Genomic DNA, 15,393 nt, shown 5'->3' with positions numbered 1-15,393 from the left:
TTGATCAGGTTAACTGGTGACAAGTCTAATTAACTCCAGAACCCGCCCCTACAATTATCAATTATTAATTATCAATTATTAATTACACGGAATAATTGCCGCCGTCACTCCTGGCCGCTGTATCTATCTGCGGGTAGAAGCCAAAATCCCACCCCAAAAGTTATCATATTATAGGTTTTTAGCTATTGGCTCACATATTCAGCTAACAGCAATTATGCCCCTGTTGAAAATCTGGATCAATCCTATTACTACTCAATCTTTATGAATGCCTTAGTCCAAGAAATTCAGTCTAGCCTATTAAGTTTAGTAGGTTCAGCTATCCAAGTAATTCCAGCCTTAATTTTTGCAATAATCGTATTGTTAATAACTCGGTTTTTATCCAAGTTTATACGACAATTTTTACAATCCACAGCACCGAGATTTGTCCGCAGTAAATCTTTACAAGTTCTTCTCATTCACACAGGTTATGTATTAACTTGGGTGGGAGGCGTAATTATCGCCTGTGTAATTGCCTTTCCTGACCTGCGTTTAGGCGATATTATCGGTTTATTAGGACTTAGCTCTGTAGCCATTGGTTTTGCTTTTCAGGATATCTTTAAAAATTTCTTAGCCGGGATTTTATTACTGTTACAAGAACCTTTCCAAATTGGTGATCAGATAGTCGTAGATGATTATGAAGGGACTATCGAAAATATTTCTATTCGGTCTACCCAAATGCTAACTTATCATGGGGAAAGGGTCGTAATTCCTAACTCCATACTGTTTACCAGTCCCGTACAGGTCAAGACAGCCGAAAGTCATCGTCGCACTGATTTAGCCATTGGAGTAGACTATAATACCCCCTTACCAATGGCTGTAGAAACTCTATTAAACGCCACCAAAACCGTCGAGGGTGTTTTGTCCGAACCAGAAGTAGAAGTCGATGTAGTGGGTTTTGGAGACAGTTCTATTGACCTCATGATTCGCTATTGGACTTTCCCAGAACGGAAACAGGTGCGACGGGTGACAACCCAAGTTATGATAGCACTTAAACAGGCTTGTGATGAGGCTGATATTAATATTCCCTATCCTATCCGCACCTTATATTTCTTTAATCAGGAACGCTATAACGACCATTACCCAGCGGCGGCTAATTCTCAGACTAATTAAGGGTAAAACTTGCAGTGCTGACCCCCACCGTTTTAAAATATTCCTGAATTGGGGGTTCCAGTGTCAAAACCGAGACAGAATTTTCGATTTTAGTTTCAATTAAACTGCGTCTTCTCAGAGATTGTAGTGCTTTTAAATAGTCACATTCCGACAGATTTTCTGCTAGTTTCCGAGAAATTTCAGTGAGACCGTTTTGATTAGCCAAGCCCAGCATAACTAAGTCGATCGCCTTCTTCTTCCCCCAATGCGATCGCCTAACTAGAAACTGGGTTTCTTTGAGTCACCGGGAATGCGATCGCTCTTTTATTCAAACCAGTTTTCCACTGCCAGATCTAAAAAATTTCGATAATCTGATACATTGTTGGTCACCACAATTAAATTGTTGACTTTCGCCACAGCAGCAATTTGACCGTCCGGGAAAGAAGGTGTCTTTCCAATACTCGTCAATCTGGCTCTTTCAATTCCGTGCCAAGTTGCCGCCTCCACATCATAAGGCAGAATTGGAATAGTCGGACGAACGATCTGATTCAAATACCTTTCTAAAAATCTCCGTCTCTGAGAATCCGGAAGGCGCGAACATCCAAAAAGAAGTTCCTGCCACACAGTCGTTGATGTGGCTACTTCTAGTTCGTGTTGTTCCAGCATTGCCATCACATTGGGATGCGGATTTTGGCGTGTCGGTTCCGAGAGGATATTAGTATCCAATAAAAATCGTAAACTCATAAAGTCACTTCTCGACCCGGCGATGAATCCCGCACCCCCTCAAAAACATCTGGTTCGATCCAAATTTCCTCAGACTCAAGTTCTTGTCTAAAATGCTGGAGACGTTGCCAAAAACCTCCCCCCGCCTCAATTGATAAGCTGATTTCTTGACCATCGGGAATGTCTATATCTTCAAATATTTCGATAGTTCGACCTTTTTTGATTCCCTTAATTTGCATGAGATATCATCCTCGATCGCCAAATGAACTGGGAACATTAATTATACCTAAAGTTTAACAAATCTTGGAGCGATCGCCTTCTTCTTCCCAAAATGCGATCGCCTAACTAAAAACCGGGTTTCTTTGAGTTGCCGGAAATGCGATCGCACAATTTATCAACCAGGCTTCTTATATAACGTCCGGTTCATTCATCAATCTCAAATAAAGAACGAGACAAACCGGACTGTCGAATAATCGATCGCAAAGTTCCGATTTTTAATTCTTTATAATTGGGAACGGGAATGGTTATTGTTGATTCGGCTTCGCGCCGTTGCATGATAATATGGCTGCCACGCACCCTCACCTCGATGAAACCCTGTTCTTCTAAAATTATGCACACTTCCTTCGCCGATAAAACCCTCAACTTACCCAACTGTAATCTCCATCGACTCAACGAAAACCTCATTATTATTTAAACGACGTTCAATTTCCGAAGCATCAGCCATCTCTAAAAAAAGTTCGATCGCTTCCATTAAATTCGATCGCGCTTCTTCCACCGTGTCACCTTGACTCGCCAGATCGAGTTCGGGACACAAAGAAAAATATCCGTCGCCTTCTCTCTCAATAATTGCAGTTAACTGTCGAGTTTTTTGCATTAGCCGTGAATCAACCAGGAACATTAATTATAATTATACCTAAACTTTAACAAATCTTGGAGCGATCGCCTTCTTCTTCCCAAAATGCGATCGCCTAACTAGAAACCCGGTTTCTTTGAGTTACCGGAAATGCGATCGCTACTTGATATTGAGAAAGCGGATTCCTTGCCAAAATAGCATAATTTTCTTGTATCTGTCAACCTTTTTATAGAGAAATTTTCAAGCCTTAAAGACGATCGCCGGGTCTACGCGAGTGACTTTTTGGATAGCAAAGAAAGCCGAACCTCCACACATTACTAAAGTCAAGAAAAACACCCCTACAGCAGAAGCCGGAGTAATCAAAATCAAAATACCCTGGGTAGCAGAAGCCCAACTTGCCACACCCAAACAGAGAGCCATTCCGGGGATATAGCCGAGAACAGCCATCCAAAAAGCCTGTTCTAAAATCACAGAATAAAGCAGGCGATCGGGAGCGCCCATAGCCTTGAGAGTACCAAATTCTTTAATATGGTCAGCAACGGAAGCATAAAGAATTTGAGCTACCACAATCATACCCACCAAAATTCCGACCACAGCACCCAAACTCAAAACGAAGCCTACGCCGGTGCGTTTTTGCCAGTAATCTTGGATTTTTTCGGCTATTTCTTGTCTGGTATAAGCGCGTGTATTAGGGAGAGTCGCTTCTAATTCAGCTTGTAGTTGCTGTAAGTCTTGATTAGGTTTGGCTTTCACTAAAATATAAGTAATTGGATCAGTTAATGTTAGGGGTCTAGGTTCAGGAGAAATATCGGTTTGGGTTTGGCGATCGCCAGAATCATCAAAAACATTAACACAGTTAAGATTGCCATTCTCAAAAGTGCATCTGGTCTGAGTTTGTAGAGGTACAGTAACATAGGCGTTAGCATTTTTCAGGGAAGCAAAGACGAAAATACTATTAACAATGGGTTGAGTACCTTGGGTTAATCCGACAATCTTCGCTTCTAAGCCAGAAATAGTAACCGTATCTCCTACACCGCTAACCTGTAGGGAGTTTAAATTACTCTCATCTACTATTACCCGATATGGTTGTTTGAGAGATTCCAAATCTCCCTCAATAATATTCCAGGGAGCAAACAGTTTACCGTCAGGGTTAGAACCGACTAAATTAATAGCTTGAATTTGACCAGTCGGATCGCGCCAACGCGCACTTTGAAAAATTAGAGGTTCTGCTAGTTCTACCCCCGGAACTTTTTGGGCTTTGGTGAGTTGTTCTAGGGCTAGTGGCATGGTGAGATTGAGATGCACCATGTCTTCGGAGGTAATCCAAATATCGGCGCTAGATTTATCAATAAGCAGAGATGAGGATTGCACAAATCCGTTGAGAATGCCATTTTGAATGGTAACTAAACTCACCGCAAACATAATCCCAGCCTGAGCCGCCAGGAAGCGGGGAATATCTTCGATGAGGTTTTTGCGAGCAATGGAAGCCATAATTACTGAGGAACTACTATAGCTAGTATTTTAGCTTTACAGAGATATCAACAACAATTCCGTTCAATATTCATTAAATATAGGTTTTCTGAGTTAGGTGATGTACAAGTCTTAGGTGTTAACTAGAAGGTTTTGGGGTCTATGGTGAGCGGCTACCAGCATAACTGACCCACTTACTTAGGGGAGAGACAGAGACAGAGACAGAGACAGAAGCTAATTTAATTATAGCGCATCTCGGAGATTGGTTTTAACTAAAGTGGTTTCACTCCAATCAACATCTTCAATATGAGCGCGATTTATGGTGACTGAAAATAGAACCGAATTATAGAAGTTGGCACCGCGTAAATCGGCTTCGGTTAAGTCAGCGTATGCTAGTTTAGCGTAGCTGAAATTAGCGCCGCGTAAATCTGCCCCTTTGAGATTGGTTTTGAACAATTTAGCCCTAGTTAAATTGGCTTCTCTGAGGTCAGAATAAAGTAATTTAGCATTGCTTAAATCGGTGTCGGACAAATTTGCTTGACAGAGATTAGCAAATAGATGGGTGTTGCTAAGATTAGCGCGACGGAGATTAATGGATTTGAGGTTAGCCTGCCAGAGGAGTAGTTCTTTTAAATTTGCTCCTTCGAGGTTTACTTCATGTAGGTCTACGCCTATAAACCCTCGTTTACCACTGGCATAAAGCTGGAGTAGTTCGGCGGGGGATAAGGTTTTATGGGGTAATGGTTTGTCCCAGTGGGTCATGCCTGTAGTTCTTTTGCTCCCAATTATAAAGTCAATCAACCCCAATTGTGGTTAATTTTTGGGCGAATTTTTTAAAGGCGTGGTTGAGGGTGATCAATTCAGTTATCCGATCTAATTGGTTTGTTAAGATCTGGTGGCTGATCAAATTCAATAGTAGGAGATACTGACCTAGGCACAGTGGGCTGTTCATAGGGAACTGGGGTCGCTGGATTTAACCAAGATTGCCAATCGGAAATTTGGGCTTGAGCAGAATTATAAACGGTAGTACCTGGGGGAATCGTTTTTAGGGTTTCTATAGCCCCGGATATATCATAAATCGCCTGATCTAATCCGCGAGTAAATAAGGTTTGACTCCAATCATTAATGAGCTGATCTGCACGCCAACGCCAAGAACTAGAACGAGAAACCCGGTCGGCTAATTGAATGCCACGAATTAAACCATCTATGGTCCCAGGAATGGCAGAAGTTTCGGCATTTTGTAAATTCTGGATATCTTGTAATTGCGATCGCCATTGGTTAATATCAGCCCGGGCTTGTTCGTACATCAATAAACCGGGTCTAATTTGTTCAGCCACAGCAATAGCATTAGCAAAATCACCCTGGGCGGCTAATTCTTGGGCGCGGTCGAGAACAGGTTGAAACTCTAGGCGCTCACTCCTAGCACGCCACTCATTAATCCTTTCTTGAGCCTCATCATATAGTGCCCTACCGCGACCAATTTGAGAAGCCCTTTCCACCGCCGCCTTCAGAGAATCAACATCTCCAAAACTCGCCAACTTTTCCGCCATATCCAAATTAGGCCGATCTTCGATTTCCTCAATTTTCTGATTCCATTGGCTAATATTTTTCCTAGCTTCACTACCACGGGAATGAGAAACCGGGATTAGTTGCAATTTAGCGATCGCCGCCCTTAAATCCGGTATAGTTTGGCTACGGGCTAATCGCGAGGCTTCATTCATAATTGTCAGATCCGCAATTTCCTGCTGCCAGCCCCGAATATATTGTTGTGCCTTCCAGTATAGCGGCCGATTACGTTCAATAGTACCTGCTTGAGCGATCGCATCTGTGAGTCCTTCTGGCGTATCCAGGAGCGCCGGAACATGGGCACGGGCTAAAACGATAAAATCCTTAACTTCCTCAGTCAGGTTAGCACTGCTGGGAATTTTATTAACCGTAGCGATCGCCTCTTGCCATTGACCCTGATTCAGGATATCTTCCGCTATAGTCATCATCGACTTACTCAAAGCCGAAACTTCTTTTTTCGCCTGATCTTGCAAATAGCTATCATCCGAAATTTCCTCTAGCTTTTTAATAGCCAGTAATAGGTTATTAACCCCCCCTTGATTCGCCAAACTTCGGGCTTCCGCCAATTTCTGACTATCTTCCCTAGCGATATGTAGTAAATCGGTTAATTTCTGATACCGCACCGTTTCCCAGTAATTATTCCCCACATTCAATAACTGGGTAGCTTCCCGAAATGCCAAATTAAACTCTTCTCGGCGCATCAAATCTTCAACCTTGCGGTAAATACCCTCAGCCCTTTTCCAAATTTCTTGCCACTGTTTAATCTGCTGTTCTACAGTAGCTGATGCTGAAGTTTGCGGGGGAGTCTTTTTCGCTATCCGAATTGCCTCCGATAATTCCCCAGCTTGAAACTTAGACTCTGCCAAATTCAGAATACCCATCGACCATTGGTCAATGTGGCGGTTAATTTCCGGGCGGAGGGGATGGTCTTCTGACAGGACACTCACCAACTCAAAGGCTAGGAGGAAATCATCTAAAGTGTTTTTACTGGCAGCCATTTCAGCACAGTACAGACGCAGAGAGGCAGAAGCAAGAGGCCAAAAAATCTTAGGACAGTTAGGTAAAGCAGGCGATCGCAACAGTAACGTACTAGCCACATAAGCCACCCCTGGGGGAGTCGCCAACACCAACAGCAACCCCAACACAGGTAGAGATGCCATAATGGGGTTATTTCTCTTTGGTGAAGGCGTTTCCGGTTCAACAGTTGGGGGAACCACTGTCACCAAAGCTGATGATACAGTAGGCTCTGGCTTCACGACTTCCGGTTCTGGCGGTGGTGAGGGTGGCTGATTCATGCTTTCCGATTCTAGCAGCATCCGCAGTTCTTTTAACCGTTCTTTACGGCTTTTACGTTCTGGCTGTATGGACTCAGCACTTCCCCGCACCAATTTTGGCGGCGACCCTACTCTGTCAGATATTGCGGGTGGTGGTGTCGCCACTTTTGGAGAACGCAATTCTAGCCAACGGTTTTGTTTCGGTGTCCTGTCAATCATAGGTTAAGCCATCCTCACGCTGCATTCACCCCCTACCAACTATCCACGGGGAAAAAGTAAGGTGCTGCTTGATTCTTATAGCACTGTTAGGAAAGCGATCGCAATCACCCCACCTAGGGAATTATTTTAGCCTTCGCTTCTAAATCCCCTAGGGAAGTTTTCTAGAAAACCTTGCCAATCTTTTCGGACAACTGATCCTCATCCTGATTCAAGTCTCGGATCAACTCATGCAGATTTTCCTTGGTGGCGTGATAAGTCTGGCCACAAAATTCACATTTAGCCTCTGCGCCGCTATCCTTTTGAATCATATCTCGCAGTTCAGCTTGTCCAAACATCTTGAGACCACCTAAAACCCGTTCAAAAGAACAGCCACAATGAAACTGTAGCAATTGGGTTTCCGGTAGAATATTTAACCCCAAATCTCCTAGCAATTGCTCAAAAATATTGGGTAGGGTTTGACTGGCGCGCAACAGAGGGGTAAAACCAGATAAAGCACCGATTCTCGATTCTAATAACTCTATCAGTGCTAAATCAGTGGCGGCTTTGGGGAGAATCTGTAATAACAGCCCCCCGGCCGCTTGTACCCCTTCTTTATCCACAAATACCCCTAAGACTAAAGCCGACGGGGTTTGTTCTGATGATACCAGATAATGGGTCAGGTCGTCACCGATTTCTCCTGACACCAGTTGAACGGTACTCGAGTAAGGATAACCATAGCCAACATCCCGCACTATGTAAACATACCCGTTTTTACCCACTGCCCTGCCAACGTCTAGTTTGTCATCAGCATTCGGGGCTAACTCAATTTCTGGGTTCCCAACATAACCCCGCACAGTGCCATCTAGCCCCGCATCGACTACAAGGCCCCCTAAAGGTCCGTCCCCTTGAATTTGAATATTGATCCGTGACTCGGGACGCTTCATGCTAGAAACCAGCAACAGACCCCCTGCCATTGTCCGTCCTAGGGCTGCTGTGGCTACATAGGACAATTTATGCCGTTTTCTTGCTTCCTCGGTTAGACGAGTGGTAATTACCCCCACGGCACGAATACCGCCGTCGGCTGCTGTAGCACGTATCAGTTGATCAGCCATAGTTCCTGGAAAATTGATGATTGACAATCTATAATTTACAGCCTATAATGGTATGCAATCCATTATCCATTTAGTTCCCGCCTGCCCCCCCTGTTCCCTCATAGTTAGAGGGGCGAAGCGGGTTTACTTATGATCACGCACCATACAAGCTACTAGGTGTGGGGTCTGTCAGTTTTGTTGTAGATTGGGGATGCACCCTAAAGGCTATCAGGTTTCAGGTGGCTCAGTTTGGTAGATTGGGGTGATGATTACCATTTTCGGGTTCTGACGCACCCTACAGGTTACTAGAACGATCGCTGACTGCTATAATTAGGAGTGGTTGTGATCCGACAAGTGCGATCGCTAACTGGTTTGATCATGGTGACTTATGCTGGGTAGTTTTCAAAAAAGCAGTCTAAGGATTGAGGTAGATGCCTCTGAGGCGACTATTCGCGAAAGTCTGTTGTATCCCCACCAAGTTCAACAGTGGTTGTGGCCTGTGCAATTTTCCCCGGGACTCCCCCAACAGTTTAATATGGGTCTCAAGTTCACCAGTTCACTGGGTCCGGTGACAATCGAACACTATGTTGATGTGGCTGAGTCTAACTGTTTGCGGTTTCTCCTCAGTGGGGGGATTGATGGCTTTCATGAATGGTATTGGGGAGAGGGTTGGGTACAATCGCGCCTAGAAGGTGTTTCTGTGTTACCTCTCAATTTGGGACAAACGGTTAATCTCAATCAGTTACGGGGATTTCTGTTATCGAAAAAGCCACAATCAGCGGATTAATCTACAAAAGCACAGGGTAGCTATATGATCGCAGTTGAACCAGCTTTTAAACCTTTACTGGGGACATCTTTACCTGAACTTACTGATTGGGTTCAGCAACAGGGACAACCAGCTTATCGGGGAAAGCAATTATATCAATGGATTTATCAGAAAGGGGCTAAATCCCTGGAGGAAATCACTGTGTTTCCGAAACAGTGGCGATCGCAATTAGCGACCATACCCGTTGGTCGTTCAACTATTCATTATCGCGCGGTTGCTAGTGATGGTACAATTAAATATCTGCTGAAATTATCCGATGGTCAAATTATTGAAACTGTCGGGATTCCTACCCATGACCGCTTAACGGTTTGTGTTTCTTCTCAGGTGGGGTGTCCCATGGCTTGCGATTTTTGCGCTACCGGAAAGGGGGGGTTCTTCCGCAACTTAGAAACCCATGAAATTGTAGATCAAGTGCTGACGGTTCAGGAAGATTTCCAACGCCGTGTCAGCCATATTGTCTTTATGGGTATGGGGGAACCTTTACTGAATACTCAAAATGCGATCGCTGCTATTACCTGCTTAAATAGAGATATTGGTATCGGACAGCGAATGATTACCCTTTCCACTGTAGGCATTCCCAACCGTATCCGCCAGTTAGCGGAATATCAGCTACAAATTACCCTGGCTGTTAGTTTACACGCTTCTAATCAAACTCTCCGAGAACAACTGATTCCCAGCGCCAAAACCTATCCCCTAGAAGCGCTAATCTCTGAATGTCGAGATTATGTGAAATTGACCGGACGGCGGGTAAGTTTTGAATATGTGATGTTAGCTGGGGTTAATGATTTACCCACCCACGCGGCGGAATTAGCCAGCCTTATGCGTGGCTTTCAAAGTCATGTTAATCTGATTCCCTATAACCCCATTAATGAGGTGGATTATCAGCGCCCTAGTCCCTCACAAATACAGGGTTTTGTGAATGAATTGGAAGAGCGACGGGTAGCAGTCAGCGTTCGCTATTCTCGCGGTTTAGATGCTGATGCAGCCTGCGGTCAACTGCGGGCTTCCCAGGAAAATTAACAATTATCGGTGGTTAATATGATTAAAAATTATGTCTATTTTTCATCGCAAAATTTACGCATTACTAGGAAATAGTGACTTATGTAATCATCTGGTTTGTTTGCAGACAGAGGAAGGACAGACAGCATTATCATGGTGGTTAACTCATCAAGGGGAGATAGAAGCGATCGCTAGTTCTTCTGATCGGATTAACCTAGAAATCGACCGAATTAGGGACTCCCCCACAATTATCAAGCATCCCATTAGTGGTCAAGCCAGGTTAATTGAACCGCCAAATCACATAACAATAGCTATTCCTGATTGGCTGAAAAATGAACCGGACCCCCAAACAGTATTTTGGTGGTTGTGGCGATTTGAACCGGAACTCCAAAGACAACAATACCCCGATGCTTTACTTTATCCCCAACATAGTATTTTACCAGACTGCCCAGTTCATAGCTATCGAGCCACAGTATCAGCATTAGCCAGCACCATTGAAGCCCAAAATCCCAGTAATGAATATCCCCACCTGTTACTATTCACATTCTCTCCAATTCAGGACTTTATCAAAGCCTCTCGCAAATTCTTGGATTTCTGGTCGGGGTCATATTTATTACATTATCTGAGTGCTAAACTTTGCTGGTTTGTAGCGGAAAACTACGGCGCAGATATAGTGATTACCCCTTCTTTGTGGGGTCAGGAAATTATCGATGCGTTTCTGTTAAAAAAATATCCGGCATTTAGTGAGACTTTCAAACTGATAGATATTGATGGTTATGACCCCCTAGAACGCTATAACCTCAATTTAAGTACCTCCTTAGCAACTGCTGGATTTCCGAATACGATCGCTATGTTATTTAACAGTGCCGCCACAGCCAAGGAAGTCGGGAATACATTGTGCCAAAAACTCCGACAAGAGTGGACTAATCTGGCTGATAATGTGAGAGAAGGCATAACTAACCATCCAATTAAACAATTAGAAATTGGTCTACGCGATCGCATTATAGAATTTCTTAAAAATCCAGCTAATCAAGACACAATTGAGCAGATACTGAAGGAATTTGCGGCTGAGGGTTCCGACCGCGAATCCCACGAACATGATCTGGAAAAATGGCAGAAAAAAAGCTGTTGGGAATGGCGTAATCTTTGGGAAAATCAAATTAATAATACCTGGCAAACTTATTGGACAGCGGTTCCTTTGGGAGACCCCAATACGCCATTAATTATTGATAAAAATAACCAAGAAGAGTTTGATGATAACTGGATTCAATCTCAACAAGAATTAGCGGGTAATCATGAAAAAAATGCACCTCCTACAGTGGCGGAAACCATTATTTATCGCAGTCTAAATAATGGCACATGGTGGGGGTCAATTCAAGCTAGATGCGCCCAAGCAATGCAAGGGATTAAAAATACTAGAACTTGGTCTATTCCTGTTTCCCCAGGATTACGTTCTAGTCTATCTGGTCAACTCAGCGCCCTGCATCCTCAATTTCGATATCATGGAAATTTTCGGGAAGGATACGGTTTACCTGTTGAGTCTATGAGACTATTTTGGCGGTTAATTGCTAAGGTATATCCGGGATTGTTTAATGGTTCAGAAATGCTCAATGCGATAGAAATGACTAAACGCATGGCTTGGGTTTATGGGGGTGTGGGTGAGTCGTTGGGGATTAATTTTAGGGATTTAGAAAATGAGAATGATGCCGAAATTGATTATAGCCAATTTATTCGATTTCCTAACCTCAGTTGTATAGCTTATGCACGGTTTGCTTATGAGGATTGGCAGCTACATAGTAATCAGGGCAAATTAACTCAATATTGGCGATATTTACAGCATCAAATTCAACAAGATTTTGGCAAGTCTAGCAAGGAATATCAAAGATTTTTAGCCCTCAGCCGTGGTCGCCTTACTAATATTCCTAAAACGGATAGTTGTATTAATCCTAATTATCTAGGTGGGAAGAATTATAATGGTATCATGTTTTCGAGTAAATGGCTGGCTGATGACATGGGCTTAAATTCTGATGAAATTCGCCGTTTGCGTCCCCTAGTGGAAGCCGCCCATATTCAGACAAAATTTGGCGATGGTTCTCCGAGTGATTGGTGGGTAATTGTATTAGGAGATGGAGACGGGATGGGAAAATATGTTTCGGGGAAAAAACTACATCCTTATCAGCAGTATTTAACTGAAACTGAACCTCATGGATTTATGCAACGGGAGGGCTATTTGCATCTAAATGATGAGGAATATAATCGGAAGCTAGAACAGTTTATTAGGGCTTTTCGAGATGATGATGAGGCTTTGTTGGCTACCAGAAAACGGATGGGACCAGCTACCCATATCGGTCTTAATAGGGCTCTGCTGGATTTCTCTAATCGCCTGGTTCCTTTGATTACTGAAAAGCGGTTTTGTGGTAAGGTAGTCTATAGTGGGGGGGATGATGTCATGGCTTTACTACCCCTGGAAGATTTGCCGGATTATCTGCTGTCTTTGAGGGCGGCTTGGTGTGGTGCTGAAGACCCTTATAAACCTCAGTTAGGAGAGGCAGATTTGAGGTTTGAAAGCCGGGGGGGTTACTGGATGCCGATATCTCAAAATCAGGATTTTCAAGGATTTCCAAATCGACCATTATTTACAATGGGAGAAAATGCAACTATGAGTTTTGGAATTGTTATAGCTCATAAAAGCGTCCCGCTCCCGATCGCTTTATCAGGATTATGGGAGGCGGAAAAACAGGCAAAAAAAATGTTGGGGACACCGGGAATTAAGCCTGATGAACCGGGATATATTCCGCCTAAAAGTGGGCTGTGTTTCCGGGTTATCTACAGTTCTGGTAATTGTTTAGAAGCGTTACTAAAAGGTGAGTTATTGGAGAGTTGGCGACAGTGGATAAACACTGATCAACCCCAAATATTAAGTTCCCTACTGTATCGATTAGCGGAAGAGTTACCACTTCACGCTTCGTTAACTCCCAATTCTAATTTAATCGCCAAAGCAGCTTGGGCAATTTCTCAACGCCGTGAGGAAGTAGAAGCGATTGAAACTAATCGAGATGGTTTAATCCGGTGGCTAGAAGATTGGGAAAATTGGGCGGGATATTTAAAGGCGCAATGGCAGGAAAATTCTCAACTAGACAACCAGGGGGAATTACCCCTAGGAATTGATTTAAAATCTCTCAGTTATCTGTTGCGTTTCTCGGCGTTTTGGTTGGATAAAATGCAGCAACGGCAAGAATGGCAGGGTAGGAAGGAGGATATTTAATGATGGATTGGTATATTATTACCCCCCTTGATGTGCTACTATTTCGAGAAGCTAAACCTTTCAGACCGGGGGAAGGGGCGATGGCTAAAGGACAGTTCCCCCCTTTACCTAGTGTGGTGTTTCAGGCTTTACGATCGCCCAGGACTAAACATCAAATTAATCCCGAATTTTTGGGGCCGTTTTTGTTGGATGAAAACCGGACTCTCTGGCTGCGGACTCCTCAAGATTTGCTGACGGTGCAAGCCGGGGAAAAATCGGATAATTACCAAGATTTGAACCTGGACTTAAACCATGATAATAGTTGGGAGAGTTTGACTAGATTAATTCCCGCTGATACCCTTGATTCCTGGGAATTTATCTGCTATAGTCAAAGTGGTTGGTTGTCTCCGATGGTTCCCCCTCAGTTAAAAAAGGGCGAGTATATTTGTGGGTCTCCCCCACCCTGGATGAAAGGGCAGGCTTTGCGGAAATATCTGGAAGGCGATCGCAATTTTACCCCCGATGATTTTTGCTCAGATCCTTGGGGAGTGCAGGTGCTACCTCATACCCATATTCAGACGGGAACACGACAGGTAAAGGACTCCGATGGCTTTTTTGTGGAGGTAGCAACCCGCTTAAAACCAGGGTGGAGTTTGGTGGCGGGGGTGAAATTAGAGGGAGAGCAAAAATCTTCTTTTGTAGTGCGTTTAGGAGGAAAAGGACACCGGGTGAGAGTCTCTTTAATTGAAAATCAGACCCTACTGGAAGAATTACGATCGCTGTGGAAACATCCCAAACCGGACACTCCCAAACCGGGGATGTTTGCTTATTTATTAACTCCTGGACTGGCGGAAACTTCCCAGAAACTTATCTATGGACTTTACCCAGATTTATGGCGGGACTGTTTGCGGGGTTGTGTAGGCGATCGCCCATTGATGTGGGGGGGAATTGGTCATCAACAGAGGCAGAAAACCCGCACCAAAAACGGAGTAGTTGAAACCAAAACAGAAAAAACCTTCGCCCTGCAACCGCAATATGCCTTCGCCCCACCGGGGACGGTGTATCTATTTGATAGCAACTCTCCGGCTACGGCTGAGATATTCCCGACCATTGACCATCTCCTACCCAATACCGAAGGAAAACCGTGGCTGCAAACCTTTCGCAAATTGAATTATGGTAAACTACTGTGGGGGGAGAGATGAGCGAATTTTTAACCTATTTGCACTTACTAACCCCCCTCCACACGGGAGGGAGTGCTAACGAAGGCAATTTAATGGGAATTGCGCGGGAAGTCCACACAGAATTTCCCTACCTACCCGCCTCTTCATTGCGTGGTAAAATTCGCGCCTCCCTGGAAACAGAAGATAATGCAGGGATATTTTTCGGGCAGAAAATCGAAAAAGGAAAACAGCCAACGGAAGGAGAAGTCTGGTTTGCTGATGCTTCGATGCTATTTTTTCCGATCGCTTCTTTGAGTCATCATCTGATCTGGATAACCTGTCCTCTGTGGTTGCGAAGGTGGCATCAGTGGGTACAAATTAACAGCATCAACGACATTATCAAACAGTGCCAGCAACTGAGTCCCACACAACCGGCCCTAGTCAGTTTTAAACCAGAAACGTTATTTTTGCAAACCGCCTTAATCAAACCAGAGAATTTAAGTCAATTTGATGGTTCATTCCTGACCAGTTTATTGTCTAGCACCTGGGGAGACAATAGCCTTAGCCTGCTACTGAAAAAGTTAGTAATTCTCAGTGATCAAGATTGCGCGGCACTGGTAGAAACCGGCTTACAGCGGGAAGTGAGAGTCGCCTTGTCCGAGGAAAGTAAAACGGTGAAAGGGGGTTCATTTCGTGCGGAAGAAGCGGTGCCGCCGGAAACGATGTTATTTTTCCCGTGGGGTATGAAGCCAGCCAAACAGACAGAATCGGGGGAAGAATCGACGGAAAAGGTGCGAGAGAAACTGCGAGCCCTGCTGAATGGACGGATTCAATTCGGAGGACTCGAAGGAATTGGACGGG

At 44.1% G+C, this 15,393-nt stretch carries 15 protein-coding genes; 6 read left to right on the top strand and 9 right to left on the bottom strand.

What is annotated here, in order from left to right; all coding sequences use genetic code 11:
- Positions 1–261 precede the first annotated feature (261 nt).
- Positions 262–1,149 (top strand): mechanosensitive ion channel family protein, encoded by an 888-nt coding sequence (locus B9T16_RS09315; protein ID WP_410244609.1) that lies wholly within the window; start codon positions 262–264, stop codon positions 1,147–1,149.
- On the opposite strand, the gene B9T16_RS09310 is transcribed toward B9T16_RS09315, so the two are convergent.
- The 9 genes from B9T16_RS09310 to hslO all read right to left on the bottom strand — a co-directional run bounded on the left by B9T16_RS09310 (position 1,142) and on the right by hslO (position 8,324).
- Positions 1,142–1,363 carry a hypothetical protein gene (locus tag B9T16_RS09310; RefSeq protein ID WP_410244608.1) on the bottom strand — a complete coding sequence of 74 codons (222 nt, stop codon included), beginning with the start codon at positions 1,361–1,363 and terminating at the stop codon, positions 1,142–1,144. The genes B9T16_RS09315 and B9T16_RS09310 overlap by 8 nt on opposite strands.
- Positions 1,364–1,452: 89 nt before the next feature.
- Positions 1,453–1,872 carry a type II toxin-antitoxin system VapC family toxin gene (locus tag B9T16_RS09305; RefSeq protein ID WP_006618696.1) on the bottom strand — a complete coding sequence of 140 codons (420 nt, stop codon included), beginning with the start codon at positions 1,870–1,872 and terminating at the stop codon, positions 1,453–1,455.
- A complete protein-coding gene (locus B9T16_RS09300; protein WP_006618695.1) occupies positions 1,869–2,090 on the bottom strand; it encodes a hypothetical protein in 222 nt (73 codons plus the stop codon). The genes B9T16_RS09305 and B9T16_RS09300 overlap by 4 nt, the downstream gene beginning before the upstream one ends.
- A gap of 184 nt (positions 2,091–2,274) precedes the next feature.
- Complete coding sequence (locus B9T16_RS09295) at positions 2,275–2,502, bottom strand: type II toxin-antitoxin system HicA family toxin (protein ID WP_006618694.1); 228 nt, start codon at positions 2,500–2,502, stop codon at positions 2,275–2,277.
- Complete coding sequence (locus B9T16_RS09290; protein WP_006618693.1) at positions 2,495–2,725, bottom strand: type II toxin-antitoxin system HicB family antitoxin; 231 nt, start codon at positions 2,723–2,725, stop codon at positions 2,495–2,497. Before B9T16_RS09290 ends, B9T16_RS09295 begins: the two co-directional genes overlap by 8 nt.
- 219 nt (positions 2,726–2,944) lie before the next feature.
- Positions 2,945–4,195 carry an ABC transporter permease gene (locus B9T16_RS09285; RefSeq protein WP_006618692.1) on the bottom strand — a complete coding sequence of 417 codons (1,251 nt, stop codon included), beginning with the start codon at positions 4,193–4,195 and terminating at the stop codon, positions 2,945–2,947.
- A gap of 222 nt (positions 4,196–4,417) precedes the next feature.
- The gene (locus B9T16_RS09280; RefSeq protein ID WP_006618691.1) at positions 4,418–4,936 is read right to left on the bottom strand and encodes a pentapeptide repeat-containing protein; all 519 of its coding nucleotides are present in this window, start codon (positions 4,934–4,936) and stop codon (positions 4,418–4,420) included.
- Between the two features lie 98 nt (positions 4,937–5,034).
- On the bottom strand, positions 5,035–7,233 hold the full coding sequence (locus B9T16_RS09275) for a hypothetical protein (RefSeq protein ID WP_410244607.1): 2,199 nt from the start codon (positions 7,231–7,233) through the stop codon (positions 5,035–5,037).
- A gap of 161 nt (positions 7,234–7,394) precedes the next feature.
- On the bottom strand, positions 7,395–8,324 hold the full coding sequence (gene hslO, locus B9T16_RS09270; protein WP_152088660.1) for an Hsp33 family molecular chaperone HslO: 930 nt from the start codon (positions 8,322–8,324) through the stop codon (positions 7,395–7,397).
- Positions 8,325–8,691: 367 nt separating this feature from the next.
- Here hslO and B9T16_RS09265 point away from each other — a divergent pair, with 367 nt between their 5' ends.
- The 5 genes from B9T16_RS09265 to cmr4 form a co-directional block, all read left to right on the top strand.
- Positions 8,692–9,090 carry a hypothetical protein gene (locus tag B9T16_RS09265; RefSeq protein ID WP_006618687.1) on the top strand — a complete coding sequence of 133 codons (399 nt, stop codon included), beginning with the start codon at positions 8,692–8,694 and terminating at the stop codon, positions 9,088–9,090.
- Positions 9,091–9,114: 24 nt separating this feature from the next.
- Positions 9,115–10,149, top strand: a complete 1,035-nt coding sequence (gene rlmN, locus B9T16_RS09260; RefSeq protein WP_410244606.1) for a 23S rRNA (adenine(2503)-C(2))-methyltransferase RlmN — start codon at positions 9,115–9,117, stop codon at positions 10,147–10,149.
- A gap of 31 nt (positions 10,150–10,180) precedes the next feature.
- Complete coding sequence (gene cas10, locus B9T16_RS09255) at positions 10,181–13,393, top strand: type III-B CRISPR-associated protein Cas10/Cmr2 (protein WP_410244605.1); 3,213 nt, start codon at positions 10,181–10,183, stop codon at positions 13,391–13,393.
- Complete coding sequence (locus tag B9T16_RS09250) at positions 13,393–14,574, top strand: type III-B CRISPR module-associated Cmr3 family protein (RefSeq protein ID WP_410244604.1); 1,182 nt, start codon at positions 13,393–13,395, stop codon at positions 14,572–14,574. The genes cas10 and B9T16_RS09250 overlap by 1 nt, the downstream gene beginning before the upstream one ends.
- A partial coding sequence (gene cmr4, locus B9T16_RS09245) for a type III-B CRISPR module RAMP protein Cmr4 (RefSeq protein ID WP_410244603.1) occupies positions 14,571–15,393 on the top strand: 823 nt, incomplete at its 3' end. The genes B9T16_RS09250 and cmr4, both read left to right, overlap by 4 nt.

Origin of the sequence: Arthrospira sp. PCC 8006, assembly GCF_046480465.1 — a bacterium.
Taxonomy (GTDB): Bacteria; Cyanobacteriota; Cyanobacteriia; order Cyanobacteriales; family Microcoleaceae; genus Limnospira; species Limnospira platensis.
Note: the sequence above shows the minus strand (reverse complement) of the source record. Positions and strands in the feature narration are given on the sequence as shown.